This is a genomic window from Exiguobacterium sp. s181 (assembly GCF_018617125.1).
Classification (GTDB): Bacteria; Bacillota; Bacilli; order Exiguobacteriales; family Exiguobacteriaceae; genus Exiguobacterium; species Exiguobacterium profundum.
The window spans coordinates 407,522-429,883 of record NZ_JACSJM010000002.1; the positions used below are offsets into that span (position 1 = coordinate 407,522).

Annotated in this window: 25 protein-coding genes; 20 read left to right on the forward strand and 5 right to left on the reverse strand. The window is 47.6% G+C overall.

What is annotated here, in order from left to right; genetic code table 11:
- Window positions 1-9: 9 nt before the first annotated feature.
- Entirely contained in the window at window positions 10-477 is a 468-nt protein-coding gene (locus KNO70_RS08450; protein WP_015881275.1) for a hypothetical protein, read from the reverse strand.
- 172 nt (window positions 478-649) lie between these two features.
- Between KNO70_RS08450 and KNO70_RS08455 the strand changes: the two genes are divergently transcribed.
- From KNO70_RS08455 to KNO70_RS08470, 4 genes are all read left to right on the forward strand, one after another.
- Window positions 650-928: an Fpa/YlaN family protein gene (locus KNO70_RS08455; RefSeq protein WP_015881276.1), complete on the forward strand. Its 279-nt coding sequence runs from the start codon at window positions 650-652 to the stop codon at window positions 926-928.
- Window positions 929-1,014: 86 nt separating this feature from the next.
- Entirely contained in the window at window positions 1,015-2,250 is a 1,236-nt protein-coding gene (locus KNO70_RS08460) for an FtsW/RodA/SpoVE family cell cycle protein (protein ID WP_214812166.1), read from the forward strand.
- Between the two features lie 36 nt (window positions 2,251-2,286).
- Entirely contained in the window at window positions 2,287-5,721 is a 3,435-nt protein-coding gene (locus KNO70_RS08465; protein ID WP_078146632.1) for a pyruvate carboxylase, read from the forward strand.
- 53 nt (window positions 5,722-5,774) lie between these two features.
- On the forward strand, window positions 5,775-7,127 hold the full coding sequence (locus tag KNO70_RS08470; protein WP_214812169.1) for a cryptochrome/photolyase family protein: 1,353 nt from the start codon (window positions 5,775-5,777) through the stop codon (window positions 7,125-7,127).
- Between the two features lie 32 nt (window positions 7,128-7,159).
- On the opposite strand, the gene KNO70_RS08475 is transcribed toward KNO70_RS08470, so the two are convergent.
- Entirely contained in the window at window positions 7,160-8,065 is a 906-nt protein-coding gene (locus KNO70_RS08475; RefSeq protein WP_015881280.1) for a COX15/CtaA family protein, read from the reverse strand.
- A gap of 334 nt (window positions 8,066-8,399) precedes the next feature.
- On the opposite strand from KNO70_RS08475, the gene cyoE reads away from it, so the two are divergent.
- The 10 genes from cyoE to KNO70_RS08525 all read left to right on the forward strand — a co-directional run bounded on the left by cyoE (window position 8,400) and on the right by KNO70_RS08525 (window position 16,357).
- Window positions 8,400-9,323 (forward strand): heme o synthase, encoded by a 924-nt coding sequence (gene cyoE / locus KNO70_RS08480; RefSeq protein ID WP_015881281.1) that lies wholly within the window; start codon window positions 8,400-8,402, stop codon window positions 9,321-9,323.
- A 97-nt stretch (window positions 9,324-9,420) separates the two neighbouring features.
- Window positions 9,421-10,398 carry a cytochrome c oxidase subunit II gene (coxB, locus tag KNO70_RS08485; protein ID WP_078147917.1) on the forward strand — a complete coding sequence of 326 codons (978 nt, stop codon included), beginning with the start codon at window positions 9,421-9,423 and terminating at the stop codon, window positions 10,396-10,398.
- Window positions 10,399-10,436: 38 nt separating this feature from the next.
- Window positions 10,437-12,305: a cytochrome c oxidase subunit I gene (gene ctaD, locus KNO70_RS08490; protein WP_214687954.1), complete on the forward strand. Its 1,869-nt coding sequence runs from the start codon at window positions 10,437-10,439 to the stop codon at window positions 12,303-12,305.
- Complete coding sequence (locus KNO70_RS08495) at window positions 12,306-12,932, forward strand: cytochrome (ubi)quinol oxidase subunit III (RefSeq protein WP_015881284.1); 627 nt, start codon at window positions 12,306-12,308, stop codon at window positions 12,930-12,932.
- A 1-nt stretch (window position 12,933) separates the two neighbouring features.
- Window positions 12,934-13,263, forward strand: a complete 330-nt coding sequence (locus KNO70_RS08500; protein WP_078146634.1) for a cytochrome C oxidase subunit IV family protein — start codon at window positions 12,934-12,936, stop codon at window positions 13,261-13,263.
- Between the two features lie 134 nt (window positions 13,264-13,397).
- Complete coding sequence (locus KNO70_RS08505; protein ID WP_078146635.1) at window positions 13,398-14,321, forward strand: cytochrome c oxidase assembly protein; 924 nt, start codon at window positions 13,398-13,400, stop codon at window positions 14,319-14,321.
- 24 nt (window positions 14,322-14,345) lie between these two features.
- Window positions 14,346-14,807 (forward strand): DUF420 domain-containing protein, encoded by a 462-nt coding sequence (locus tag KNO70_RS08510; protein ID WP_015881287.1) that lies wholly within the window; start codon window positions 14,346-14,348, stop codon window positions 14,805-14,807.
- A gap of 21 nt (window positions 14,808-14,828) precedes the next feature.
- Window positions 14,829-15,443, forward strand: coding sequence for an SCO family protein (locus KNO70_RS08515; protein ID WP_015881288.1), 615 nt, complete (start codon window positions 14,829-14,831; stop codon window positions 15,441-15,443).
- Window positions 15,444-15,448: 5 nt separating this feature from the next.
- Window positions 15,449-15,721, forward strand: a complete 273-nt coding sequence (locus KNO70_RS08520; protein WP_078146636.1) for a hypothetical protein — start codon at window positions 15,449-15,451, stop codon at window positions 15,719-15,721.
- A gap of 144 nt (window positions 15,722-15,865) precedes the next feature.
- Window positions 15,866-16,357, forward strand: coding sequence for a cysteine hydrolase family protein (locus KNO70_RS08525; RefSeq protein WP_078146637.1), 492 nt, complete (start codon window positions 15,866-15,868; stop codon window positions 16,355-16,357).
- Window positions 16,358-16,413: 56 nt separating this feature from the next.
- On the opposite strand, the gene KNO70_RS08530 is transcribed toward KNO70_RS08525, so the two are convergent.
- Window positions 16,414-16,776, reverse strand: coding sequence for a YugN family protein (locus KNO70_RS08530; protein ID WP_015881291.1), 363 nt, complete (start codon window positions 16,774-16,776; stop codon window positions 16,414-16,416).
- Window positions 16,777-16,880: 104 nt separating this feature from the next.
- Window positions 16,881-17,636: an ATP-grasp domain-containing protein gene (locus KNO70_RS08535; RefSeq protein ID WP_240499802.1), complete on the reverse strand. Its 756-nt coding sequence runs from the start codon at window positions 17,634-17,636 to the stop codon at window positions 16,881-16,883.
- Window positions 17,637-17,768: 132 nt separating this feature from the next.
- Between KNO70_RS08535 and KNO70_RS08540 the strand changes: the two genes are divergently transcribed.
- The 5 genes from KNO70_RS08540 to KNO70_RS08560 are packed head-to-tail and all read left to right on the forward strand — an operon-like array spanning window position 17,769 to window position 20,560.
- Window positions 17,769-18,218, forward strand: coding sequence for a YlbF/YmcA family competence regulator (locus tag KNO70_RS08540; RefSeq protein ID WP_015881293.1), 450 nt, complete (start codon window positions 17,769-17,771; stop codon window positions 18,216-18,218).
- Window positions 18,202-18,456, forward strand: coding sequence for a YlbG family protein (locus KNO70_RS08545; protein ID WP_143406649.1), 255 nt, complete (start codon window positions 18,202-18,204; stop codon window positions 18,454-18,456). The genes KNO70_RS08540 and KNO70_RS08545 overlap by 17 nt, the downstream gene beginning before the upstream one ends.
- A 52-nt stretch (window positions 18,457-18,508) precedes the next feature.
- Window positions 18,509-19,072, forward strand: a complete 564-nt coding sequence (gene rsmD, locus KNO70_RS08550) for a 16S rRNA (guanine(966)-N(2))-methyltransferase RsmD (protein WP_078146640.1) — start codon at window positions 18,509-18,511, stop codon at window positions 19,070-19,072.
- 4 nt (window positions 19,073-19,076) lie between these two features.
- Entirely contained in the window at window positions 19,077-19,571 is a 495-nt protein-coding gene (gene coaD / locus KNO70_RS08555; protein WP_015881296.1) for a pantetheine-phosphate adenylyltransferase, read from the forward strand.
- The gene (locus KNO70_RS08560; RefSeq protein ID WP_214757142.1) at window positions 19,568-20,560 is read left to right on the forward strand and encodes a SepM family pheromone-processing serine protease; all 993 of its coding nucleotides are present in this window, start codon (window positions 19,568-19,570) and stop codon (window positions 20,558-20,560) included. Before coaD ends, KNO70_RS08560 begins: the two co-directional genes overlap by 4 nt.
- Here KNO70_RS08560 and KNO70_RS08565 read toward each other — a convergent pair.
- A complete protein-coding gene (locus tag KNO70_RS08565) occupies window positions 20,539-21,669 on the reverse strand; it encodes a tRNA(Met) cytidine acetate ligase (RefSeq protein ID WP_214812172.1) in 1,131 nt (376 codons plus the stop codon). The two genes, KNO70_RS08560 and KNO70_RS08565, sit on opposite strands and share 22 nt — an antisense overlap.
- 156 nt (window positions 21,670-21,825) lie before the next feature.
- Here KNO70_RS08565 and KNO70_RS08570 point away from each other — a divergent pair, with 156 nt between their 5' ends.
- Window positions 21,826-22,353 (forward strand): YceD family protein, encoded by a 528-nt coding sequence (locus tag KNO70_RS08570; RefSeq protein WP_214733667.1) that lies wholly within the window; start codon window positions 21,826-21,828, stop codon window positions 22,351-22,353.
- Window positions 22,354-22,362: the final 9 nt, after the last annotated feature.

Consider the following 22,362-nt stretch of genomic DNA (forward strand, 5'->3'; position numbering starts at 1 on the left):
TGACCCTTCTCATTGATTGCTTAATACGGTGATATGATTGACTTGGCGAATGACCTGATCCTCATATAATACATAGACAGGTCCGTCAGTAAGTACTTTTCCGTCTTTTGAAAATTGTAAATATACGCGCGATGCCTCGCTGAGCGATAGAGTCAATATGGTCTCACCGTAAAAACGGACATGTGTCGCGAGCTCAATCGGTTCGGCATTGTTTAAAAAAGGCGCGAGCGGCATGGCGAACGAGTCGCGTAATGCTGCATCCTTGTCTTGTCGCGACATCGGTTTGTTGTGGTCGATTCGAGTTCCTTGTGACAATCCGTCATCCCATGCTTTCCCCATTTTCGCATAGTATGCCTCACGGTCATTCTCCGTCACCGAGTCCAAATCTTCAATCTTTCGTTTTCGTTCGTCAAAAATCCATACGGTCGGGTCGATCGTCAGACTGTGGCGAACCGCTCCATCAAGTGGAAAAATCATGCTTATATCCCCCTTCATACACATTACACGTTTCATTATAGCGCTCTTTCTCGTAAAATGGAAAAGAGGAAGAATGTCGCGTTCATTCATACTGTACATTGAATTATGACGAAAGATAATGTACAGTTGAGTTATGACAAACAGTCTGTCATCGTACGGAGGAGGGGTCGTAGTGGCGACAAATTTGGCTGCAATCCAACGGGAGCAAGCGCTTCAATTACTCGAGGCGGATGCTGAAAAAATCCGTTGTCTGATTGAAGTACAGTTAGAAAACCTAAAAATGCCGAAGTGCCCGCTTTATGAAGAGGTGCTTGATACACATATGTTTGGACTATCGCGCCAAATTGATTTTGCGGTTCGTCTTGGACTCATTTCAGACATTGAAGGTAAAGGACTGCTCGATTCATTGGAACAAAAGTTATCTGCTTTGGCAGAAGCTTCAGAATTATGAACCTTATACTCAAACTGTGCAAGAGGCGCTGTTTGAGTATTTTTTTATAAGGGTTGTCGGATTGTTTTACATAAGGAAGTGAATACATGAAAACACGGTTTCGGTATTTTGATTTTGCGTTGTTTTTGTCAGTGCTCTTGCTCGTCGGGCTAAGCTCCATCATGATTTATAGTGCGAGTGTTTGGAATCGTGGGGATTACGCGAATAGTAGTTTATTCTATCGCCAGCTCGTCTACGTTGGCATTGGAATCTTTGTCTATTTGATTGCGACATTGTTCCGATATGAGATGTTTCGGAATAAAGGCATTCGCCTCGGTCTTTATGCGCTCTCTGTCATCTTGCTGTTTGTCACGTGGGCGATGCCTCCATTGAATGGGGCGCGAGCTTGGCTCATCATCGGAGGAATGACCATTCAACCGGTCGAGATTGCGAAGTTCGTTCTCATCATACTGCTTGCGAACTACTACCATGCACTATGGAATAATGAGTTGAAAGGACTCCCTGGTCGATTGGCGCGGGCCGCTATCACGAAAAAAGGGTTGCGTGCACAAATCGGCGCCTTCTTTTTAGTGCCTGTCCTCTTTTACTTTTCGTTTTATGCGATCGCAATCAATGGACAGCCGGATATGGGGGGGCTATTCGTTCTCGGTTCCATCATGTTGCTCATGTGGTTCGGTGTCGGGGCGCCGCTTCGAATTTTGATTCCGGGGATTTTAGCTGGGATGGGTACTGTATTCGTATTGTTCACGACCATCTTCTCGGAGAATCAACGAAGTCGGATTGAGGTCGTGTTCAACCCGTTCATGGACCCGGAAGGATATGGACACCAATTGCTCATGTCGATCATCTCGATCGTACATGGTGGATTGACCGGAGTCGGACTCGGGAACAGTTTTCAAAAGTATGGGTATTTGCCAGAACCAGAAACCGACTATATCATGTCGATCATTGCGGAGGAGTTAGGGTTCTTCGGTGTATTGACGGTTTTGGTCCTACTCTTCTTCATCGCCTTTCGCGCGATTCATATCGCTAATCATGCGGATAGTCACTTTGCGATGTTCGTATCGTTTGGGATTGCCTCACAAATTATGATCCAGACGGCCATCAATATCGGTGCGATGTCCGGTTGGTTCCCAGGGACAGGTGTAACCTTGCCACTGGTCAGTTATGGAGGAACATCGCTCATCATGATGATGGGTGTTCTCGGGGTGCTCAGCAGTATCTCGATGCGTAACCGTCATCGAGAGGCGACACGACGAGAAGAAATTCGGGTGAAGTCAGAAGAAAACGTTCAACGCTCATCGCTTCACGTCGTCAGATAAGGAAACAAATAAACTTCATTAACGGGGGGATTTCATTTGAAACCAATTAAAAAGTTACTTGTTGCAAACCGTGGGGAAATTGCCATTCGCGTATTTCGCGCGGCGACAGAGTTAGACATTCGAACGGTAGCCGTCTATTCACAAGAAGATAGCGGCTCATTACATCGCTTTAAAGCCGATGAGGCCTACTTGATCGGTGTAGACAAAAAACCGATCGATGCGTATCTCGATATTGAAGACGTCATTCGCATCGCTAAGGAGTCAGGCAGTGATGCGATTCACCCGGGATATGGTTTCCTTTCGGAGAACATTGAACTCGCACGTCGTTGCCGTGAAGAGGGCATCATCTTTGTCGGACCGCATGAGTCACATTTACATGCGTTCGGGGATAAGGTACGAGCACGTCAGAGTGCGATTGCTGCGGGTCTTCCTGTCATTCCGGGTTCGGATGGACCGCTCACATCATATGAAGACGCGGAAACATTTGCGAACGAGCACGGATTCCCGCTCATGGTCAAAGCGTCGATGGGTGGCGGAGGCCGCGGAATGCGTGTCATTCGTACAGAAGCAGAAATGAAAGATTTGATTGAACGTGCAAAATCAGAAGCGAAGCAGGCGTTCGGTTCTGACGAAGTGTACATAGAAAAACTCGTCGAACGTCCGAAACACATCGAGGTGCAGATTCTTGGAGATGAGCACGGTCACATCATCCACTTGTTCGAGCGTGACTGTTCGGTTCAGCGCCGTCACCAAAAAGTCGTCGAAGTGGCGCCGTGTGTGACCTTGTCTGATGCATCACGCCAAGCGATTTGTGATGCGGCGGTCCAACTCATGCGTCACGTCGGTTACGTCAACGCCGGTACGGTCGAATTCTTGGTGACCGAGGACGAGTCGTTCTACTTCATCGAGGTCAACCCACGTATTCAAGTGGAACATACGATCACAGAGATGGTCACAGGCTTTGATATCGTTCAAACACAATTGATGATCGCGCAAGGTGAGTCGCTCCACGGCGATATGATTCAAATGCCGAAGCAAGAAGACATTAAACTTCTCGGTTATGCGATTCAATCACGTGTTACGTCTGAAGACCCAGGCAACAACTTCATGCCGGATACTGGGAAAATCATGGCTTACCGTTCTCCAGGCGGCTTTGGTGTCCGTCTTGACGGTGGAAATGCGTATGTCGGTGCAGAGATTTCACCGTACTACGATTCACTTCTCGTGAAATTGTCCACACATGGCATGACATTCGAACAAGCGGCCTCGAAGATGGTTCGAAACTTGAACGAGTTCCGGATTCGCGGAATCAAGACGAACATTCCGTTCTTGATTAACGTCATGAAGCACCCGAACTTTATCAATGGAGATTACAACACGTCATTCATCGATGAGACGCCAGAACTGTTCGTCTTCCCGAAACGAAAAGACCGTGGGACGAAACTGTTGAACTATATCGGGGACGTGACGGTGAATGGATTCCCGGGTGTCGGTCTGAAAGACAAGCCGATCAGCCGTTCGGTGCGAATCCCACATGACCTCCCAGCAGAAGCGAAGCCAGGGACGAAACAAATTCTTACAGAGCTTGGACCGGACGGCCTCGCCGATTGGATCAAACGTCAACCGGAATTGTTGCTGACGGATACGACGATGCGAGATGCCCATCAATCGTTGCTCGCGACGCGCATGCGGACACAGGACATTTTGAACATTGCCGAACCGACAAGCAAACTCATGCCAGAATTGTTCTCGGTCGAGGCGTGGGGTGGAGCGACGTTCGACGTCGCCTACCGCTTCTTATCCGAAGACCCATGGGTACGTCTCATGAAGCTTCGTGAGAAGATGCCGAACGTCTTGATTCAAATGTTGCTACGCGGTGCGAATGCGGTCGGATACAAAAACTATGCAGACAACGTCATTGAGAAATTCGTACACGAAGCGGCATATGCCGGAGTCGACGTGTTCCGAATCTTTGACAGTCTCAACAACTTAGAATCGATTCAATTGGCAATCGATGCGACACTTCCGACTGGGAAAGTGGCGGAGGCGGCCATCTGTTATACGGGAGACTTGTACGATGGCAACCGTCCGAAGTACCACCTTCCGTATTATATCGACCTCGCGAAGAAACTTGAGGCGAGTGGTGCGCATATCTTGGCAATCAAAGATATGGCCGGTCTATTGAAGCCGGAATCGGCCTATGCACTCGTATCGGCATTGAAAGACGCCGTAGACTTACCAATCCACTTGCATACACACGATGCTTCCGGTAACGGGATCTTCACCTATGCTCGTGCGACAGATGCCGGTGTCGATATCGTTGACGTTGCAGCGAGCTCGATGTCAGGGATGACGTCACAGCCTTCAGGTGGAAGTTTGGTCTACGCGCTCAACCACCACGAACGTCAGCCGAAGGTCGACCCGAAACAATATGAGATCATCAGTGACTACTGGCAAGACGTGCGTCATAACTATGAACCGTTTGAAAGTGATATGCGTGCCCCGCATCCATCCGTGTATGAGCACGAGATGCCGGGTGGACAATATTCAAACCTCCAACAGCAGGCGAAAGCGGTCGGCCTTGGAGACCGTTGGGGCGAAGTCAAGGCGATGTATGCCCGAGTGAACATGTTGTTCGGGGACATTGTCAAGGTGACGCCGTCATCTAAAGTTGTCGGTGATATGGCGCTCTTCATGGTCCAGCATAACTTGACGGAAGAAGATGTGATGACGCGCGGACACCAGTTGGACTTCCCGGACTCGGTCGTCGAAATGATGCGTGGTGAATTGGGGACGCCTCCAGGTGGATTCCCGAAAGATGTACAACAAGTCATCTTGAAAGGGGAAGAGCCATTAAACGTTCGTCCTGGTAAATTGATCAAGCCATATGACTTTGAATCGGCACGCCAAGAACTATTCGAAAAATTCGAGCGACCGGTGACGGACTTTGAACTTCTTGCCCATGCGCTTTATCCGAAAGTGTACGAAGACTATATCAAACATACAACGACCTACGGGGATGTATCGGTGCTCGACACGTTGACGTTCTTCTACGGATTAAACGTCGGGGAGACAATCCAAGTTGAAATCGAGACAGGAAAAACATTAATCATCAAGCTCGTACAAGTGAGTGCGGCGAATGAAGATGGCATCCGTCTCGTCTCGTATGAGATGAACGGGGTACCACGTGAAATCGAGATTAAAGATGTCAATGTCAAATCGGCAACGACAAGCCGTCCGAAAGTCGATCGTTCGAACGCCAAACAAGTCGGTGCATCGATGCCGGGGTCTGTCTTGAAAGTATTGGTCGAACCAGGAAGTCGCGTTCACCGTGGGGAGCAGTTGCTCGTCACAGAAGCGATGAAGATGGAAACGACAATTCAAGCGGCACAAGATGGTGAGATTAAGGCCATCCATATTAAAGAAGGCGACACAATACAAAGTGACGACTTGTTGATTGAATTTGTATAATCAAAAGAAGCATAGCGCGCTATGCTTCTTTTTTGTAGATGGGAGTGGAAATCATGAGACGAGTATGTTGGTTTCGTTCAGATTTTAGACTGACCGATAATCATATGTTACACCGTGTATTGAAAGATATGGGGGAAGGCGATGACCTAGACTTCGTCTTTTGGTTGAATCCGAAATACTGTCACCCATTCGAAGTGCGGCATGACTATTTCTTCTCGACGATGCGAACGTTCATGGATGATTTAGAAGCGAAAGGGTTAGGGCTTCGTGTCCTCGTCGCGGAGACGGAGGATGCGTTCGTGAAACAGCTCGGCGAGATGGATGTGCTCTATTTTAATGCGGAGTATGTGGAACCGTTCAAACAGCGGGATGACCGTGTGATTGAAGCACTTAGTGAAGATGTAAAGGTAGTGCGACTTTTAGATCGTCATCTGTTTCATCCCGATGCGTTCCGTACAAAAAGTGGCGATCCCTATAAGGTGTTCACCCCGTTCAAAAAAGCGGCGTATGCCGAACAGCCACCCGCACCATATGAGGTTGATGTCGATCGTTTATCTCAGTACATCCGTTCAAAGAATGAACAACCGAGTGAACTGAAAGAGCTCTTCAAGCGATGTAAACGTGAATGGAAAGGGCTAGGGGAAACGGAAGCGAAGAAGCGATTGACCCGCTTTGTCAATGATCGCATGGTCGATTATGACGAGAAGCGTGACATTCCGAGCATCGCCGGGACGAGTCGACTATCTCCTTATTTACGGACAGGTGTGTTGTCGATTCGCACGATCGCCGAACAAGTGTTGTCGGCGAGACAATCAAAAGGGCGCGACACGTATTATGATGAGCTGTTGTGGCGCGAATTTTATTACATGGTCATGGTAAAGTTCCACGGATTGAAAGATCAACCGTTCAATGATAAATACAAGTCGATTGAATGGGAGGACAATGAAGAGCAGTTCGAAAAGTGGTGTAACGGGGAAACGGGGTATCCAATCGTCGACGCCGCGATGCGTCAGTTGAACGAGACAGGGTGGATGCACAACCGCCTACGCATGATTGTTGCATCTTTCCTATCGAAACATCTCCTTCTCGATTGGCGAAAAGGGGAACGGTATTTCGAGCAAAAGCTGATCGATTATGAGGCAGCGTCGAATATCGGGGGATGGCAATGGGCGGCATCAGTCGGGACGGACGCTGTTCCGTATTTCCGTATTTTCAATCCGACGACGCAATCCGAGCGATTTGACCCTGACGGAACGTTCATCCGGAAGTATGTGCCGGAGCTGAAACATATAACAGATAAATCGATTCACTTTCCGGACCCGTCAGAGCGAGACGACTATGCCATGCCACTCGTTGATCATAAAGAAGCGAGAGAGCGTGCCCTCGAACGATTTAAAGCATTGTAAATAAAAAAGCGCCGCGGCGCTTTTTTGTTTGGTTATCCGTTCATATTTTTCAATTGTGCCCCGTCTTGTCGCGCTGTCGACCGATACGCGTGATAAGAGAGGTACGACAGGATGCCGAAGTAACAAGTGATCAAGAAGGCGTGAAGGAGCGGAACGTAAGTCGCGTGTCCCCCAAGAACGATCCATGCACCTGTACCGACTTGAAGCAGGATGAAGAAGAGAGACGCCATCATGCCGCGCTCAATCAATCGATTCATTTCTTTACGTGCCAAGTAAAGAACATACAACGTGTACAAGACGAGTAGCCCGGCCATCACACGGTGTCCCATCTGCACATACGACTCAAACGTCCACACTTCTTGTTCACAAATCGGCCAACCGACACAAGCATATGTAGCACCGAGGTGACGGACGTAAGCTCCGGTGTAGACGACAATCATCGTATAGATCGAGAGACCGTAAAGATGAGATCTCAACCGTCTCGATACGACTTGATGCTCTCGGTCACCTTCGAATAACAGAATCGTCAAAATGAGTAACGATGCGAACGACACGAGAGAAATGCCGAAATGAAGGGCCAGGATGGCGTCCGACTGTTGCCAAATGACCGCGCCCGCTCCAATGATCGATTGGATGAGCATAAAGATAAATGCGAGAAACGCGAAGATTTTCACATCGACCCGATGTTTGACCGCGATGAACGTCCAAATGGCGAGCGCAATGATGAGAAGACCTTCGATTCCGGAGACTACCCGGTGACTGTATTCGATCATCGTTTCAACGCTTGGGTTGGTTGGGATTAATTTTCCATGACAGAGTGGCCAGTCCGTCCCACAACCATCTCCTGAATCCGTCTTCGTCACGGTTCCACCCATGATGAGGACAAGCATCATCCCGAGGGTGACAAACCCTGAGAAAAACGCGAGTTTTTTATGCATGCAATACCACCTGCTTCTAATCAAAATCCGTTAAAAATGTACCTTGTTTATTTATATTTTTTTCGCCATACTTATTATACGGCTTTCTGTTCAAAAAACGAAATGGAAAAGCTTGCAATCGTTATCAAAAACGTTATTCTAATATTAGTAAAGCACATAAGGTGTGACAAATATCACACTATTGACACAAAAAACTCGCTATTTTACAAGCATAAAGGGCGTATTTTATAAAAAAATATGGTATCTTTGTAGAGAGTTAAGTGTATTTTGTTCATATTGTGTTTTTTCTGTGAAGAGAATGCGAGGATTTCGTGATTATGTGGGGGGGGTCAGTATGACAAAAGTCAACCCAGGGATGATGGTAGATGTAGAGTATACAGAATCAACGTCATTCCGAGATTACGTCGCCTTAGCGAAGATGGGAATCGTTCGCGCCAACCTGTTGTTGGTGTTTGCAGGATTCTTCGTGGCAGCGACGTACCAGAGCGATACGCCAGTCCTTTACTTGTTTGAAGTTTGGCCACAGCTCTTATTAACGATGTTAGGAAGCGCACTCGTGATTTCGGGGAGTTGTTACCTAAACAACTTTGTGGACCGAGATATCGATTACTTAATGGATCGTACGGACAATCGACCGAGTGTAACCGGCAAGATTTCAGGAGAGAAGATTTTACTCCTTGGATTGACACAACTTGCAATCGGAACACTACTATTGCTCCTTGTATCGTACGTCGCCGCAGTATTCGGTTTAATCGGGGCATTTTTTTATGTCGTGATTTATACGATGTGGCTGAAGCGTACGAGTACGCTCAATACGGTCGTCGGTAGTATTTCAGGAGCCGTTCCACCGCTCATCGGTTGGGCAGCACTCGATCCGACACTTCATATCGATGCGTGGCTCATGTTCCTTGTCATGTTCTTATGGCAACCACCACACTTCCTGGCGCTCGCCATGCGACGGACGGAAGAGTATCGAGCGGCAGGCATTCCGATGCTTCCGGTCGTGAACGGATTTGCCATCACGAAACGGCAAATCATCTGGTGGATTGCGACGCTGATTCCGGCATCGCTCTTATTTATGCACTATGGTCTTGTTTACTTGACAGTCGCAGCCGGTTTAGGGGGCTACTGGTTGTATCTCGGGTTGAAAGGATTCAACGCCGAGGATGAAATCAAGTGGGCAAACAAAATGTTCTTCTATTCATTAATTTATTTAGTCGTGTGGATTATCGCGCTGATTTTGACAGCACTCTGGTGATCGCACTCACTATATAGAAAACCATTACACATCATTTTGGGAGAAAGTGGGGATTGTTGTGAAATCATTTAAGAAGCTTCTGTTTGGCATCGTCCCGATGATGATGTTCGCAGTCCTGTTATCAGGTTGCGGTCAAGAGGGATTGTCTGCATTGAAGCCGATGGGAGAAGGGGCTGAGCTTCAGCTCCGCATCATTCTCATCAGTTTGGCGATCATGCTCTTCGTACTCATCATCGTCTCGGTCATTTACGTGTACGTGCTCATGAAGTTCCGTCGGAAAGATGAATCGATTCCGAAGCAAGTTGAAGGTAGCAGTACACTCGAGATGATTTGGACAGTCGTTCCGATTATCCTTCTCATCATTCTCGCTGTTCCGACAATCACGACGACTGTCGAACTCGCGAAAGCGAAAGAAGCGAAAAAAGAAGAAGAAATCAACGTTACAGCTAACTTGTACTGGTGGGAATTTGAATATCCAGAAGCAGGTGTTGTGACAGGGCAAGAGCTCGTCATTCCAGTCGGAAAACGAGTCGGCATCAACTTGACGTCTAAAGATGTCATTCACTCATTCTGGGTACCAGCTTTATCTGGTAAGACAGATACGAACCCAGGACTTGATAACGAAATGTGGTTACATGCAAATGAACCAGGTACTTACTACGGGAAATGTGCTGAGCTTTGCGGTCCGTCACATGCCCTTATGGACTTTAAAGTCATCGCGCTCGAGCAAGAAGAATATGATCAATGGCTCGCTGACATGAAAGCCAAGCAAGACGAGAACGGTGAGAAACTCGTCGCAGACAACACGAACTTGACGACAGGTGAAGAAGTGTATGTCCAAAGCTGCTTAAGCTGTCACGGCGGCGGTAAAGTGGCACCAAGTTTGACGAACTTCGGTGATCGTGAATGGCTCGCAGGTTACCTCGAAAACAACGAGGACAACTTGAAAGAGTGGATTCGTGACCCGCAAGAGAAGAAACAAGGGGCTCTTATGCCAGGATTCAATGAAGGTCAAATCAGCAACGAAGAATTAGATGCACTCGTTGACTTCTTGTATGAGCAGAAGATTGACTAACGGGAAAAGGGGGATTTCACGTGGCACAGACCACTGCAATGCAGCAATCGCGTAAATACAATGGCATCATGGATTGGATTACGACGGTTGACCACAAAAAAATCGGTATTTTGTATTTGTTCTCAGGAATCTTCTTCCTCCTTCTCGGTGGAATTGAAGCATTACTGATTCGTTGGCAACTCGTCAAACCAATGAACGATTTCGTCAGCGGTGAGACGTTTAACCAGTTGATTACGATGCACGGGACGACGATGATCTTCCTTGCGGCCATGCCGATGCTATTCGGTTTCATGAACGCCGTCGTACCACTTCAAATCGGGGCACGCGACGTTGCGTTCCCATTCATTAACTCATTAGGTTTTTGGTTGTTCTTCTTCGGTGGAGTCATGCTTAACTTGAGCTGGTTCTTCGGAGCAGCACCAAATGCAGGGTGGACGGCTTACGCTCCACTTTCAACACAACCGGAAGCGACAGGGGTAGACTTCTACACTCTCGGTCTTCAGATTTCAGGTTTCGGTTCATTGATGGCCGGGATTAACTTCCTCGTCACCATCTTGAACATGCGTGCGCCAGGAATGAAACTCATGCGTATGCCACTCTTCACATGGACGACTTTCGTTGCATCGGCATTGATCGTCTTCGCATTCCCACCACTTACGGTCGGATTGTTCATGTTGATGTTCGAGCGACTCTTCGGAGCTGCTTATTTTGACCCGGCACTTGGCGGGAACGTTGTCATCTGGGAACACCTTTTCTGGATCTTCGGTCACCCGGAAGTATACATCTTGATCTTACCGGCATTCGGTATTTTCTCGGAAATCATTCCGACATTTTCACGTAAACGCCTCTTCGGTTACACGACGATGGTCTTCGCGACAATGCTCATCGGTTTCCTTGGATTCATGGTTTGGGTTCACCACATGTTCACAGTCGGTCTTGGTCCAGTTGCCAACTCGATTTTCGCTGTTGCAACGATGGCGATTGCCGTACCAACGGGTGTTAAAATCTTTAACTGGCTCTTCACACTGTGGGGCGGTCAAATTAAATTCAACGTCGCCATGCTTTACTCAGTCGCGTTCATTCCTTCATTCCTCGTTGGTGGGATGACAGGGGTTATGCTTTCAGTCGCACCGGCTGACTATCAGTACCACGACAGCTACTTCGTTGTCGCTCACTTCCACTACGTTATCGTAGGTGGGGTTGTATACGGTCTCTTCGCAGGACTTTACTACTGGTTCCCACTCATGTTCGGAAAAGCCCTTTCTGAAAAGCTTGGATACTGGCAGTTCTGGTTGTTCTTTATCGGGTTCCACTTGACGTTCTTCCCGCAACACTTCCTCGGATTGTTCGGTATGCCACGTCGAGTCTTCACATACCTCGATGGTCAAGGTTGGGATACACTCAACATGCTCTCGACAATCGGTGCATTCTTCATGGGTGTGTCAACGATTGTCTTGCTCATCGCTGTTGTGAAAGCTTTCTTATCGAAAGACCGCGTCAAACCAGACCACTGGGGAGACGGACGTACGCTTGAGTGGACACTTCCTGTTCCGACTCCAGAGTACAACTTTGCACAAACACCACTCGTCAAAGGACTTGATACGTTCTGGCTCGAGAAAATGGCAGGCAACAAACGCGTGTCAGTCGCTGAGGAAGTTTCGGACATTCACATGCCGAATAACTCGCTCATTCCGTTCTTCATGTCACTCGGCCTCTTTATCGCAGGACTCGGTGCCATCTTCCAGATGGATAACACGGTCGTCGGTTGGTCATTGATTGGATTTGGATTAGCGATGACGTTCGTCTCGATGTTCCTACGTTCTTGGATTGACGATCACGGCTACTACATTCCGAAGTCACAAGTCGAAGCAGACTTGAAAGCGATTCGTGAGAAAGGAGAACAATAAATGGCACATGCAGTTGAAAAACACCCAGTGACCGGTATCCCGGCCAATCCAGAGAAAGCAACACTGGAAGGGAAAAATAAATATGTGGCCTTCTGGTTCTTCCTTGGTGGAGAGACAGTCCTCTTCGCCTCGCTCTTTGGAACATACGTTGGTCTCTTGAACTCTGGTGCGCCAGAGGAATTACGTTCGTATAACATTTTCGAAATGGAGCTCGTCTTCATCATGACGATGCTCCTCCTCACAAGTTCACTTACAAGTGTCCTTGCGATGATGAACATGAAAGCAAACAATCCAGGGCGTATGAAGCTTTGGTTGATTGTCACACTCCTTCTTGGTGCCGGCTTCCTTGGTGCTGAGATTTACGAGTTCATTCACTACTACCACATCGGTCACACGTTCACATCGAGCGCATTCGGTTCAGCCTTCTATACGTTGGTTGGTTTCCACGGTGCGCACGTAACGTTCGGTCTCCTCTGGATTACGACACTCTTGATTCGTAACTGGAACCGTCCGATCGATGTATACAATGCACCAAAGTTCTATGTATCGAGTCTATATTGGCACTTTATCGACGTTGTTTGGGTCTTCATCTTCTCAATCGTCTACCTCTTAGGGATGGTGAACTAATATGGAAAAACGAGTAATGAACGAATCTCACAAGCAGTTAGAGCTTGAAGTAAAAGCAGAGTCGAAACGTGAGTATCAGCTTCAATTGATCAGTTTCGCAATGATGATTTTACTCACATTCGTGGCATTCGGCGCCGTCTATGCGGAATTGATGCCAGTGTGGGCAGCAGGTGGTTTCTTAATCATCTTGGCGGTCATCCAAGTCTTCCTACAGTTATATATCTTCATGCATATGAATAACCGTGGGAACACATGGATCGTTGTCATGATGTGGCTAGGCATCTTTGTCGCCATCATCACGGTCGCTGCACTCCGCTTACTCATTTGGTAATTGTGACAAAGGATTGAACATCTGTGGAAACACGGATGATTCGGTCCTTTTTCCTTTACTTCAAAAATGAATGAATAGTAATCTTGAAGTGAACGGTTTCAAAGGTTAGGGAGAGAAAGAAAAGGGGTGAACGGATGCTCTGGAATACGTCGGAGCTGCTCAATCAATTTGATTGGCTCACGTTATGGAGTCCGCTGTTCGGATTGCTCATGGTCGGGATTTATGTGTTATACGCCGTCGTGACAGAGAGAATGGCGAAGCGAGGATATGCCTCGACCACGTTATTACAAAAGTTTAGTATGTTGTTTGCGATTGTTTTGTATTACATCGGTTTTGGAAGTCCAATCGATGTCATGGCACATATCATTTTATCGGTGCATATGTTCCAAATGGTGCTCGTCTATATTTTGGCACCGGCACTCGTCGTTTACGGTCTACCGTACTGGGTGTTTGAAAAAGTACTTAGCTTCAAATGGATTGGGCCGACGTTCAAGTTTTTGACGAAGCCACTGATTGCGCTTATTTTATTCAACGCATTGTTCTCGATTTACCATATGCCGGTCGTATTTGACTACGTCTTGACGAACTATGGCGTTCACCGGATTTTCCACGGTGCCCTTCTCGTCTTTAGTTTGACGATGTGGTATCCGGTCATCGTTCCACTCGTCTCAGACGAAGAGGAAGGCATGTCCGATTTGAAACGAATGGTGTACATTATCGCCAACGGGGTCTTATTGACACCTGCCTGTGCGCTCATCATCTTCAGTCAAACGACGCTCTATAATGCGTATACGGACCCGCAGACGTTTGCGACAGTCCTTGGCTACTGTCTCCCGAACGGTGACGTTTCTGGAATCGATTTAGAGGCGTTGATGGGAGCGACGAACAGCGCGCTCGAAGATCAACGATTCGGTGGGGTTCTCATGAAGCTCGGTCAAGAGATCGTGTACGGCTTCTTCTTCGGCTGGACGTTCTTCGGCTGGGTGCGTCGGACGAAATCGCTTGCTCTTGATGAAGGCATGTCATTCACTCCGCAAGAAACAAATGAAAAAAATTAAACAGAACATAAAGGGGAAACATTGATGAACTATCTTGCCTTAATTAGTGTGTCATTCATCGTCATCAGTGCGATTCTTGTCGCCATCGGGTGGGTGATTATCGCAAAAGACCGCAGCAACATCGAAAAACATAAAAAGGTGATGACGGCCGCCGCGATTGCAGCGACGACGTTCTTCATCCTTTACGTCTCACGTACCATTTTTGTCGGCAACACGGCATTCGGAGGACCGGATTCAGTGAAGCCGTTCTATCTCGGTTTTATGATTTTCCATATTCTTCTCGCGACAACAGGTGGTATCCTCGGATTGATTACGCTCTATCTCGGTTATAAAAACAAGATCGAGAAACACCGGAAAATCGGACCGAAAGCGTCAGTCGTCTGGTTCTTCACGGCCATTACGGGTGTGACGGTTTACATTCTTCTCTATGTGGCATATGACCCAGGTGAAACGACGAACGTATTCCGCGCGATAATCGGAGGATGATCCATAGAGAGGGAGAACTGTATGAAACGGAATAGCTATTTGACGGTCGGTTTGACCGTCTTGACGCTTGTCGTCATCGGAGTAGCCGTGTATTTTGTTTTCTTCAATCAAGACGACCTACCCGTCATTCAAGAGCCAACCCCGTTCACATTAACGAACGCATTAAATGAAGAGACCTATGATTCCGACAACGGAAAAGTGAAGATTGTGACGTTCTTCTATACGAACTGTCCAGATATTTGTCCGCTCACGTTACGTGATTTCATGAAGCTCGAAAAAGAATTGAAAAAAGAGAACTTATACGGATCGGACGTAGAACTCGTTGCGATCACGGTTGACCCGGAGGTGGATACCGTGCCCGTTCTGAAAAATTACGGGGAAGCATTCCAAGCGGAGCCGACTGGATGGAAGATGTTGACGGGAGACCAGGTAGACATCGATCGGATCACGCGCCAGCTACAGTTCTATTATTCGAAGGCGAACAGCGGACTCGTGACGCATGCGACGACGATGTACGTCATCGACCGCCATCATGATGTCCGGGCTGTCGCGCAGATGGCAACGGCAGGGGATGAACCGGTCGATATCGAATCTATCATGGAGGACGTTAAAGTGCTCGCGAATGAAAAGGAGTGATCACCATGAACGATACGATGGCTGTGATTGGGAATGACTATTCATACGGAGACGTGACGATTGCAGAACGGGCGATTGAAGATTTGATCGCGTGTAGCGCGATTGAATTCGGCTTGAAAGAAGTGAAAGTCGTCTCTCGCTCGAAAGACCACTATGATTATCAAATCATTGCACCATTATCACTCGTCGAGGCAGAGCGATTGTATCGCTATGTTCGAGACCAATTCGATTTATTGCTCGGTCAAGTCGATGTGACGTTGACCGTCATTGCGACATGACATAAAGGAGGACCCGCAAAGGGCCTCTTTTTTTATATGCTCGACGCTGTGTTTCTCATGACTATATCTTCCAGAGGCGAACTTTGCTATACTAAATACTAAATCGAACAAATGTTCGTTTTTAGAAATGGAGGAGGGTGAAATATGCAGAACCAGGCTTTAGTCGTTATTGACATTCAAAATGACATCACGAAAAATTACAAAGCAATCATCGACAACATCAATAAAGCAATCGATTGGGCGGTCAAAAAGAAATTACATATCGTCTATATCCGGCATGAAAATTTATCGGCGGGGACGAGAACGTTCAAAACAGGAACGCGAGGAGCGGAATTAGCACCAGATTTGAAGCTCGTGTCCGATCACGTGTTTACAAAATACAAGGGCAACGCTTTGACGAGCGAAGCGTTTGTGACGTTCATTGAACAGCATCACATCGATACGTTTTATATCACTGGGGCTGATGCGACCGCCTGTGTGAAGTCGACTTGCTACAATCTGCGGAAATCTGACTATGCCGTTAGCGTCTTCTCGGATTGCATCACGAGCTACGATTTGAAAAAAATAGAAGATATGATTATATATTATAAAAGTAAAGGGTGCGTGATCATCGAATCAAAGGACTTGTCGGCGTAAATTGCCAAACAACGTTTGACTCGACTTATGTGAGCCTATAAGAAAAACCCCTTCGCTTATGCAAGGGGTTTGACTTCTAATGTTTCTGCGAGTGCTTTTAGACGGCGCTCACAGTCGCGGACGATTTCTTCTGGGAAGACTTCATCGTATTCAACACCGTGTGGATAATAATGCTTTCCTAAAATCGGTGTAAGCATTTTGACAACAGCGTGACGATCTTCGATTTGACCTTCGATCGCGTATACAGGTAAGCGAAGATAGAATGTTTCGCCAGTCGATTGTTTCTCATATTTCATGTCATACGTGGCACGCTCGTAATCCCAAGCACCTTCACGGATGAAATGATGATGATCCATGATCGTCTCGAGCAAACCAAAACGGATTTCTTTTCCCTCGATGTGGAACTGCTCAAATTTCATCATAATCCCCCTTTTCGAATAAACCTCATATGTCATCATACCATATTCAAAAACGTTCTTGGAATAACGTGTGTTCAAATTGTGAAAAAAAGATGAACGATTAATCAGCCGAGTGAATTTAAGTATTCCTCGATTTTTTGAGGGAGTTTCACGCCAAGAGGTAGCAGTCCTTCTGATCCGAAAAAGACGTTGAATTCCAAAATGTAAAATCCTTCTTCCGTCACGATGACGTCAAACGCTGCGTGATTGATAGATAACGTGTTGGCAATCGATTGAACTTCTTGGACGACGTCTTCCGGGATGTCTTCGTACGAGAAGTTAGCCCCTTGAGCGACATTGTTTAAAAAAGCCTCACTGACACGCCAATAGGCACCGACTACCTCTTCTCCAATCACGATGATGCGTAAGTCGCGATCATTCGGGATGAACTCTTGGACATAGAACGTATCATGATTCTCGACGTATTCTAACCAGTCTTGGTCATTTTTGATTAACCATACCCCTTGACCCATTGAGGATTTGGCTTTTTTGGCGACGAACGGGTAGTGGAATTCTTCCAACACGCGTTCAATCGTGTATGGGTTCTTTCCATAAATCAATGTCTTCGGAATCCGATGCGGATATGTCGCTTTAAAGGCGCGCGTCATCTCGATCTTGTCGTGCCCGAGGTGATAAGTCGCAGGTGATGGGAAGATTGCTTTATTCATCCCGTAGATGATGGAATTGACCATCCAATATTCAGGGAACAGGACGAGGTCGGCAGCGCGAACCTTATCGAGCTGATCGAAATAATATTCGGGTTTCGCATAATCCGTCTTGATACCGGCCGATCGGATCATATTAAAAGAAACTTTTTTCATACGTAGACGCATCGGTTGCGTCTGTTCACTTCCTTTCTACATGGAACGCCTTGCGGTCAACTTCAATTATAGTGTGGATTGCTTACATAGGGAAACAATTGTGGTAAAATCATGGCAGAAAGGGTGAGGGGTATGATAATCACTGAACAGACGATTGCCCTGCTCGATCAAACAGAAGAATTGACCGATTTGATTGAAGCAAGCGAATCGTTTCAAACATATATTCAAACGAAAGCGGCACGTCTCGCATCACAAGAAGCAAAGGAAATCGAGCGTGAGTTCTTGAAGATGAAAGAGGACTATGAGTATGTCCAGCGATTCGGAAAGCATCATCCGGACCACGACCGCATCAAAAAAGAGATGCATCTCATCAAACGTCGTCTCGATGTTCAGCCGGAAATCGCTGCGTTCAAAAAAGCGGAACGAAGCTTGGATAAGTTGTTAGGGGAAGTGAGTGAACTACTCGCTCATTCAGTCTCTCCTAAAATCAAGGTCCCGACCGGTAATCCATTCTTTGATGAAGGTGGATGTTCTGGTGGAGGTAGCTGCGGAGGAGGCGGAAGTTGTGGATGCGCCGTCTAAGTTGAATGAACGGATTGGCTTCGTCGTATACGTGAATTCCTTGAAACAAGTGAAAGCGTTAAGACGTTATGCGAATCTTTACTTTGTCTCAAAACGAGAGAAGTATGCGTTTCTTTATACTGACCTCGAAGGTCATGAAGCCGTACTCGAACAAGTGAAAGCATTGCCGTTTGTGGAAGCGGTCGTTCGAAGCGAACGCCCATTCATTTCCGAAACGTACGAGACAAAATCGAAATAAACAAAAAGATGAAGGTGGCATCACCTTCATCTTTTCTGCTGGAGGGAAAGACATGCGTGTCATATCTGGAGAACGAAAAGGGACCCGTTTAAAAGCGGTCCCAGGAACGGCGACACGGCCGACGACCGATAAAGTGAAGGAATCGTTATTCAACATCATCGGACCTTATTTTTCAGGCGGGAAAGCACTAGACCTGTACGCGGGCAGTGGTGGGCTCGGAATCGAGGCGTTATCACGAGGTTGTGACGAAGCTATTTTTGTCGATCGTCAACCGAAAGCCGTCCAAACGATTCAAGAGAATTTACGAGCGACCCATTATGAAGTGAAAGGGAAAGTATATCGTCAAGACGCCAAGGCGGTACTCGAACAGCTCAAGGTTCAACAGGAACAATTTAAGCTCATCTTTATGGATCCTCCGTATCATGCGGAAGAACATGTGGCGTTCTTACAAATGATCGATGAGTCGAATCTCTTGATGGATATCGGCGTAGTCGTCTGTGAACACGGCAGCGACGTGACGTTACCGGAACGAGTAGGACGATTTGAACGAATTAAAGAACAGCGATACTCAGATGTCATCACCATCAGTTTCTATGAGTACGCATCAGAGGAGTGACACGATGAAACGGATTGCGATTTGTCCGGGTAGCTTTGACCCCATCACGAACGGACATCTAGATATTATTGAACGAGCGGCGGCCATTTTTGACGAGGTCATTGTCGCCGTCCTTGAAAATTCAAGCAAGGCCCCATTGTTTGATGTGGAAGAACGACTGGGACTGATCCGAGACGTGACGACACATCTGCCAAACGTGTCGGCCGACGCGTTCGGTGGATTGCTTGTCGAGTACGCCGCAGAGCGGGAAGCGGCGACGATCGTCCGTGGGCTCCGTGCAGTCTCAGATTTCGAATACGAGCTTCAAATCGCATCAATTAACAAAAAATTGAATGAGAACGTCGAGACGTTGTTCATGATGACGAATAGTCAATATTCGTTCCTCAGCTCGTCGATTGTCAAAGAAGTGGCGAAATATGGGGCATCGGTCAGTGAGCTCGTACCGGAACAGGTTGAAATTGCCTTACGTAAAAAGTATCAAGTGAGTTCGGGACAATGAAATCGTTAAAGATCGGTCTCGGTTTACTCGTCACAGTTCTTCTCTTCCTGTTCGTCCCACTTCCTTACTACATCTCTTCACCCGGAGCGGCGACCTCAATTGAAGAGTTCCTGACCGTCCAAGGTGGCGAAAAAGAGGATGGGGAACTGATGATGGTGACGATCTCACAACGCCGTGCGACTCCGTTTTGGTTAGCGGAAAGTTGGGTGACCCCGTTCACGGAAGCGAATTTATCCAGTCGCTATTTATATGATGGAGAGAGTGAGGCAGACTATGAACGTCGCCAACAATTATTGATGGACTCCTCTCAACAAGCAGCAATCCAATACGCCTATCAGTTAGCAGATCAAGACGTGACGGTTGATTTCGAGGGAATTTATGTATCTGCTCCGATTCCTGGGTCCCTTGCGGCAAATGTGTTGAAGCCGGGTGATGTCATCACGGCCATCGATGGGATGTCCTTTGCCACTCGCGTCGACTTTTTGAATCGCATATCGGAATTTGAGGCGGGCGATGAAGTGGAGTTGACGATTGAACGAGACGGCGAAGAACGTGTCGTGCAAACGCTCATTCAGCCGATCGATCAAAGTGGGGATCGTGTCGGGATTGGAATCTATGAGCCGCTTCCCGTTCAAGAAATCACAGCTGATCCTGAAGTCGATGTCGCTTTGACGAATGTCGGTGGTCCGTCTGCAGGATTGATGTTCACATTAGAAATCTATGATCAATTGACGCCAGGTGACTTGGCAAATGGAAAACGGATTGCCGGAACCGGAACGGTCGATGAGGAAGGGAATGTCGGACCTATCGGAGGTGCATGGCAGAAAATTGTCGCCGCCGACGAGGAAAGAGCGGAAGTCTTCTTTGTGCCGGCCGGTTCAAATTATGAAGAGGCGCTGGAATCACGAGACCGCCTAAACAGTGACATTGAAGTCGTCCCTGTCAAGACCGTCGAGGATGCGATTCGTTATTTAGAAGAGATGAACTGAGGGCGTTGCCGGTGCTCGATCAATGCATCATCTTGAAGCGGGAGTCGATATGCTTCGGTGACACGAGCTTCGAAATCGAGCCGGGCATCGAACTTACTGACGAGTGGCACGTCATCCTTCACATCTCGTAACGCAAGTCGTCCGAGATCGTTGAAGGCGAGCGGTCTCACGTAAGGGACTTCGTCAAAGCGTGTCGGTGCCTCGTCTTTTAACCAGTGAAGCAGTACGGCGACGAACGCCCGCTGAATGGCGGTACGCGTGTAGCGGCGTGTCGACACGGTAGCAAGTGCACGTTCGAATGAAGACTCGACTCCCGCCTGCTTAAGACGAGGTGCGAGAGAAGCATCAATTCCTACGAGCTCCGTCAATGTGTGGAGTGGCAAGGTTCTCAGTTTGAATTGTAAGACGGGCCAATAGTGTTCCCAATGTGTCATCGGTTGTGTCCGAAACATCGCTTCAGTCGATGCCGGAACGGCACGAACTTCACCGGTGTCTAGGTAATGAGCCCGAATACCCGTTGCCGACATGACGTCCATTAATGAAGGATCGTGATAATCAGCCCCGAGCCGTTTGACTGTATGTAACTGAATCATCTTTGCTGCTTTGGCGTAATGATAGCCCAAAATGTTGTTTGGTCGCGTCAAATCAAACGAGGGATAGACGGTCCGAAAAGCTCGACTCGAAGCTTGCGCGGACGAGTGCCCTTCTTGTAGCGCTTCTTTAAGCGCCTCTTTGTAACGTGACGTCTCTTCGACATGTGAACGGGCTGCATGGAGGATTGCATCTATATCCCCGCTCTCACTCCCGAACGATAGCGTCTGGCAACGGAGCTGTTCAGCAATCGAGACGGAGGCTTTAGCGAAACGGTCGGCGCGTTGGACCCCGTATTGGGTCGGTAGCTCGATGACAAGATCGATCGCACCGCTCTCGACGGCAGCCTTAGCCCGTTTCCACTTGTCGAACGAGGCGGGTTCGCCCCGTTGAGTGAACTGGGCACTCATGATGGCAATCATGACATCAGCCCCGGTTTCGTGACGTGCAGTTTGCGCTTGATAATAGTGCCCGTTGTGAAACGGGTTGTACTCTGCAATAATGGCCGTCTTTTGCATGATTTACTCCTTTGCATTGTCGTATGGATTGGTGTAAGATGAGTAAGTACGCTTTGGCAAAGCGCCGTCGTCAACTGATTTTAGTGTAAAGAAAAAACATTGACAAAACAAGTTGGCCTATCTATAATTCATATTGTTGCAATTGAGGTGATTCGGATGAAATGGTCTATTGCACAGCTACTTAAGCTCCGAAACCAGGGTGACGGTTTTACAATCGATGAGATGGTAGAACTACCAGAGCTGACTCAGCTCCATCCGGATATCCGTTCGATTCGCCCGGTGCATGTGCACGGGGATGCATCGTTCACATCTAATCAAGTTACATTCAATCTGAAGATTCAAGGTGACCTGACGTTGCCAGATGCGCGAACGTTAGAAGATGTCACTTATGAATTCGATATTGAATCGCTCGAGCCTTTCTTTTTGGAGAATGGGCGTTATACGGAGCAATTCGATGACGTGAATTTGCCAGAAGGAAATACGATCAGTCTTGTACCGATTGTAAAAGAGCTCATCATGTTAGACGTCCCGATGCAAGTTTATGGGAACGAAACAGACAAAACTCAGGTTGAAGGAGAAGGCTGGACGCTCACTGACGAACAGCCCGAAGCCCAACCAAAAATTGACCCGCGTTTCGCGGGACTAGCCGACCTGTTCTCGAAAAAAGAGAACGGGGAAGGTTAACTTATCAAG

Coding starts and splice junctions, on each gene's coding strand:
- KNO70_RS08535 (WP_240499802.1), bottom strand. CDS start 17,636: ATGAAAAAAGTTTCTTTTAATATGATCCGATCGGCCGGTATCAAGACG.
- KNO70_RS08500 (WP_078146634.1), top strand. CDS start 12,934: ATGGAAAAACGAGTAATGAACGAATCTCACAAGCAGTTAGAGCTTGAA.
- KNO70_RS08525 (WP_078146637.1), top strand. CDS start 15,866: ATGCAGAACCAGGCTTTAGTCGTTATTGACATTCAAAATGACATCACG.
- cyoE (WP_015881281.1), top strand. CDS start 8,400: ATGACAAAAGTCAACCCAGGGATGATGGTAGATGTAGAGTATACAGAA.
- KNO70_RS08475 (WP_015881280.1), bottom strand. CDS start 8,065: ATGCATAAAAAACTCGCGTTTTTCTCAGGGTTTGTCACCCTCGGGATG.
- KNO70_RS08495 (WP_015881284.1), top strand. CDS start 12,306: ATGGCACATGCAGTTGAAAAACACCCAGTGACCGGTATCCCGGCCAAT.
- KNO70_RS08470 (WP_214812169.1), top strand. CDS start 5,775: ATGAGACGAGTATGTTGGTTTCGTTCAGATTTTAGACTGACCGATAAT.
- ctaD (WP_214687954.1), top strand. CDS start 10,437: ATGCAGCAATCGCGTAAATACAATGGCATCATGGATTGGATTACGACG.
- KNO70_RS08515 (WP_015881288.1), top strand. CDS start 14,829: ATGAAACGGAATAGCTATTTGACGGTCGGTTTGACCGTCTTGACGCTT.
- rsmD (WP_078146640.1), top strand. CDS start 18,509: ATGCGTGTCATATCTGGAGAACGAAAAGGGACCCGTTTAAAAGCGGTC.
- KNO70_RS08530 (WP_015881291.1), bottom strand. CDS start 16,776: ATGAAATTTGAGCAGTTCCACATCGAGGGAAAAGAAATCCGTTTTGGT.
- KNO70_RS08450 (WP_015881275.1), bottom strand. CDS start 477: ATGATTTTTCCACTTGATGGAGCGGTTCGCCACAGTCTGACGATCGAC.
- KNO70_RS08510 (WP_015881287.1), top strand. CDS start 14,346: ATGAACTATCTTGCCTTAATTAGTGTGTCATTCATCGTCATCAGTGCG.
- KNO70_RS08460 (WP_214812166.1), top strand. CDS start 1,015: ATGAAAACACGGTTTCGGTATTTTGATTTTGCGTTGTTTTTGTCAGTG.
- KNO70_RS08520 (WP_078146636.1), top strand. CDS start 15,449: ATGAACGATACGATGGCTGTGATTGGGAATGACTATTCATACGGAGAC.
- KNO70_RS08570 (WP_214733667.1), top strand. CDS start 21,826: ATGAAATGGTCTATTGCACAGCTACTTAAGCTCCGAAACCAGGGTGAC.
- KNO70_RS08560 (WP_214757142.1), top strand. CDS start 19,568: ATGAAATCGTTAAAGATCGGTCTCGGTTTACTCGTCACAGTTCTTCTC.
- KNO70_RS08565 (WP_214812172.1), bottom strand. CDS start 21,669: ATGCAAAAGACGGCCATTATTGCAGAGTACAACCCGTTTCACAACGGG.
- coaD (WP_015881296.1), top strand. CDS start 19,077: ATGAAACGGATTGCGATTTGTCCGGGTAGCTTTGACCCCATCACGAAC.
- KNO70_RS08540 (WP_015881293.1), top strand. CDS start 17,769: ATGATAATCACTGAACAGACGATTGCCCTGCTCGATCAAACAGAAGAA.
- coxB (WP_078147917.1), top strand. CDS start 9,421: ATGATGATGTTCGCAGTCCTGTTATCAGGTTGCGGTCAAGAGGGATTG.
- KNO70_RS08505 (WP_078146635.1), top strand. CDS start 13,398: ATGCTCTGGAATACGTCGGAGCTGCTCAATCAATTTGATTGGCTCACG.